Raw genomic sequence first — 3,938 nt, 5'->3', positions numbered from 1 at the left:
CCGGAGCCGGGCACGGCGGGCCACACCCCCACCACCACGCACCGCAACCCAACACCCCACCACGACCGCAGAACAACCCACACCCCACCACGACCGCACAGCGACGCACGGCAAGCACACACACAGAAGAGGCCAGGACCCGAACCTCAACCAGGAAGAGACCCCACCCGACCCCGGACCTTGGCCGCACACGAGCCGAGCACCGTTGCCGCGTCCAGCCCGAGGCTCTCGATGGCGACCAGCGCGGTGAACGCCACGTCCGCCAGTTCCGCCGCCACGTCGTCCCGCGTGTGGGTGACGCCCTTGCGCGGATTCTGACCGAGCAGACCGATCCAGGCGCCCGCTGCCTCCCCCGCCTCCTCCGTGAGCTTGAGGATCCGGCAGGTCATTTCGGCCTGTCCCGTGCCGTTGGCGGCGTCCAGCCAGCCACGCGAGGCCCGGACCGCGGCCCAGATCGAGTCGTCCACGACGGATAGTGAACCGGACGAAGGTCACGGTCCGTATCCCGGGACGGTTGGCGGGTACGCGGACGCTGGGTGGTAGCAACGTGGCTACCAGCAAGTAGTGAAGGGACGTGTCGGTATGCCAGAGTCCGTGGAGACGGTGTTCGCCAGCGTGGTCGCCCGCAATCCGGGAGAGCCGGAGTTCCACCAGGCGGTGCGCGAGGTGCTGGAGAGCATCGGTCCGGCCCTGGCCCGGCACCCCGAGTACACCGAGGCGAGGATCATCGAGCGGATCTGCGAGCCGGAGCGGCAGGTCATCTTCCGGGTGCCGTGGGAGGACGACCAGGGCCGGGTCCGGGTGAACCGGGGTTTCCGGGTGGAGTTCAACAGCGCGCTCGGCCCGTTCAAGGGCGGGCTGCGTTTCCACCCGTCGGTGTACCTCGGGATCGTGAAGTTCCTCGGCTTCGAGCAGATCTTCAAGAACGCGCTGACCGGGCTGCCGATCGGCGGCGGCAAGGGTGGCGCGGACTTCGACCCGAAGGGGCGCTCGGACCGCGAGGTGATGCGGTTCTGTCAGAGTTTCATGACCGAGCTGTACCGGCACATCGGCGCGGAGACCGACGTGCCGGCCGGGGACATCGGCGTGGGCGGCCGGGAGATCGGCTACCTGTTCGGCCAGTACAAGCGGATCACCAACCGGTACGAGTCGGGCGTGATCACCGGCAAGGGCCTGGCGTACGGGGGCGCGCAGGTGCGCCGGGAGGCGACCGGCTACGGGGCGGTGTTCTTCGCCGAGGAGATGCTGCGGCAGGCCGGGGACGGCCTGGAGGGCAAGCGGGTGGTGGTCTCCGGCTCCGGCAACGTGGCGATCTACGCGATCGAGAAGGTGCACCAGCTCGGCGGGAAGGTCGTCGCCTGCTCGGACTCGTCCGGCTACGTGCTCGACGAGAAGGGCATCGACCTGGAACTGCTGCGGGAGTTAAAGGAACAGCGCCGGGCCCGGCTGGACGACTACGCGCGGCACGTGCCGCACGCGATGGCGGTCTCCGGTCGTACCGTCTGGGAGGTGCCCTGCCAGTTGGCGCTGCCGTGCGCGACGCAGAACGAGATCGGCGGCGCGGAGGCCGCGGCGCTCGTGGCCGGCGGCTGCGTCGCGGTGGTGGAGGGTGCGAACATGCCCACCACGCCGGAGGCGGTGCGGATCCTGGGCCGGGCCGGGGTACGGTTCGCGCCGGGCAAGGCGGCCAACGCCGGCGGGGTGGCGGTGAGCGCGCTGGAGATGCAGCAGAACGCCAGCCGGGACTCGTGGACCTTCGCCGAGTCGGAGCAGCGGCTGCGGGGGATCATGCGGGACATCCACGACCGCTGCTGGGCCACCGCCGACGAGTACGGCCTGCCCGGCGACTACGTGGCGGGGGCGAACATCGACGGGTTCCGCCGGGTGGCGGAGGCGATGCTGGCGCACGGCCTGATCTGACCGGCGTCACCGGGCTCGACGCCGGCCGGTTCCGCTGGTCGATGCTCGTGCGGGCGGTCAGGGGTGGGCCACCGACGGGCCCGGCCAGGTGGGGGCCGGGCCCGAGTCCGCAGCGGTGTCCCCGCCCCGCACCGTCGAGGCCGCTTCGAGGCGCACCGGCAGGTGCCGTTCGGCCTGCCCGACGAAGAGCGCCACCTCGTACGCCATGTCGCCGACCTCCGCGTCACCGCCGATCAGGACGGTGAGGATCGCCCCGTTCCGGGTGGTGGCGGTCCTGGTGCTGTCCCGGCCGACGAGACCGGCGGCGGACAGATCGACGCCCTGCTCACCGCCCGCCAACTCGCTCGCCGGCAGTACCGGGACCCCCGCGTGAACGCGCTCTGCGTGGACACGGTGGCCTGCAGCGGGCTGATCGGCCTGGCCGGCCGGGTGCTCAGCGAGTCGGACTTCGCGGTGCTCGCGCAGTTGGCCCGCGTGCCCCGCGAGGCCCTGGAGCCCCACCTGCTCTCGGCCGACCGCTTCGCCGGCGGCGAGCTACCGGTACGGCTGGACGCCGAGGTACGCGCCGCGCTGCTCGACCGGCTCGGCCTCTTCGGGGTCCGGCTCGCGACGGCCGGCGCGCACGAGTTCCAGGAGCTGCGACTGCTCGCGGCGTTGCGGAACACCCGGCTCGGATTCGACACCGAGTTGGCCGAGGAGGCTCGGCGGGGACGGCGTCGGCCTGGCTGCCCGACTCGGCGTCGAACACGACGCGACCAGCAACAGCTCTGGGATGTCGCCGCCGACGCGCAGTGGAACTGGCGGAACCGGGCGGAGGACAGCTCGCTCCGGCTGACCCAGCGGCGGGGCGCACAGGTCGTGGTCCGCAGCTGCGAGGGGATGCTCGCCGAGCTGGCCGAGGGCGGCCGCTGACGGTCGGAGGCGAGGATGCCGCTGGCCGGTACCCCGCGCGGGGTACCGGCCAGCGGCGTCATGCACTTGTCGTCAGCTGTTCCAGTGTTCGGCGACCAGGTCGGCGGCCTGCTGTTCCCACTGGGCGTAGTGGTCCGGGTACGCCGACACCTGCACCGTCTGCGCGGCCTCGGTCAGCGGCATGTCCTGCCACCGGTCGACCTGCTTCAGACCCTTCAGGAACGCCGTCGTCGAGTACTGCGGGTCGGTGATCTGCTCCACCGTGCCCCAACCGCTCGACGGGCGCTGCTGGAACAGACCCTGCGAGTCGTGGTCGTTGCGGTCACCCAGATGACCCAGGTTCTCCAGCTTCGACTCCTGCAACGCCGTCGCGATCGACACCACCGCGGCCCGCTCGTCCATCCCGGCCTTCTTCGTCGCCGCAATGATCGCCTTCACGTTCGCCACCTGCTCATCCGACAGGCCGATCCGCGACTGCGCACCCTGCACACCATGCGGAACCAGCTTCGACCCGTCCACACCCGGCTTCTCAGCCTGCACGGCGGTGACCGGCGTCGCCTCGACCGGGGTGGTGTCGGTGTGGTTCAGCGGACCGGCGGCCAGACCACCGGCAACAGCCAGACCAGCGATACCAAGAACGCTCTTACGCATGATCATGTTCATCAGACGCTCCATTCGGGGGTTGGCACCACACGCCGAAAGGGGGATCAGCGGGGCGCAAGCACCGTCCGGCGCTCAACAAAACTCGGGGGAGATCCGGCGTCACGCGCCGGGAAGAATCAGACCGGCCATCAAGACCGGGAGCGGCCCGTGTCGCGGGGGGCGAGGGGTCGCCCCCTTCACCGGCCGGGACCATGTGTAACGACCAGCGACCCACCAACATTCCGGGGCCGGGGGCCTGCACGCCAGCCCGCTGGGGGCGGCCTTGCTCGGCCGTACGCATGGTGTAACGACCCCGCCCCGCCCACGATTCCGCACCCACGATGCCCCCGGTCACACCCCGAACCGGACCCACGGGACGCTTCGCGGACGCCTCACGGCAGCCGTACCGCATAACCGACATCCAGGCACGGACGGCGCGCGACCACCGACGGGGTGTGGCCCGC

General features: G+C 71.1%; 5 protein-coding genes. 2 read left to right on the top strand and 3 right to left on the bottom strand.

The annotated features are described in order from the left end of the window. Window positions 1–146: 146 nt before the first annotated feature. Window positions 147–467 carry a MazG-like family protein gene (locus tag ACGF5C_RS34225; protein WP_357704271.1) on the bottom strand — a complete coding sequence of 107 codons (321 nt, stop codon included), beginning with the start codon at window positions 465–467 and terminating at the stop codon, window positions 147–149. A gap of 115 nt (window positions 468–582) precedes the next feature. Between ACGF5C_RS34225 and gdhA the strand changes: the two genes are divergently transcribed. Continuing rightward, window positions 583–1,920, top strand: a complete 1,338-nt coding sequence (gdhA, locus tag ACGF5C_RS34220) for an NADP-specific glutamate dehydrogenase (protein ID WP_393308479.1) — start codon at window positions 583–585, stop codon at window positions 1,918–1,920. 57 nt (window positions 1,921–1,977) lie between these two features. Here the strand turns inward: gdhA and ACGF5C_RS34215 are convergent, their stop codons facing one another. Then, complete coding sequence (locus ACGF5C_RS34215) at window positions 1,978–2,259, bottom strand: hypothetical protein (protein WP_393308476.1); 282 nt, start codon at window positions 2,257–2,259, stop codon at window positions 1,978–1,980. A 30-nt stretch (window positions 2,260–2,289) separates the two neighbouring features. On the opposite strand from ACGF5C_RS34215, the gene ACGF5C_RS34210 reads away from it, so the two are divergent. Further along, entirely contained in the window at window positions 2,290–2,832 is a 543-nt protein-coding gene (locus tag ACGF5C_RS34210) for a hypothetical protein (protein ID WP_393308474.1), read from the top strand. Between the two features lie 72 nt (window positions 2,833–2,904). On the opposite strand, the gene ACGF5C_RS34205 is transcribed toward ACGF5C_RS34210, so the two are convergent. Next, the gene (locus ACGF5C_RS34205) at window positions 2,905–3,495 is read right to left on the bottom strand and encodes a hypothetical protein (protein ID WP_393308472.1); all 591 of its coding nucleotides are present in this window, start codon (window positions 3,493–3,495) and stop codon (window positions 2,905–2,907) included. Between the last annotated feature and the right edge of the window lie 443 nt (window positions 3,496–3,938).

The organism is Micromonospora sp. NPDC047620, from assembly GCF_043205005.1.
Lineage (GTDB): Bacteria > Actinomycetota > Actinomycetes > Mycobacteriales > Micromonosporaceae > Micromonospora.
Note: the sequence above shows the minus strand (reverse complement) of the source record. Positions and strands in the feature narration are given on the sequence as shown.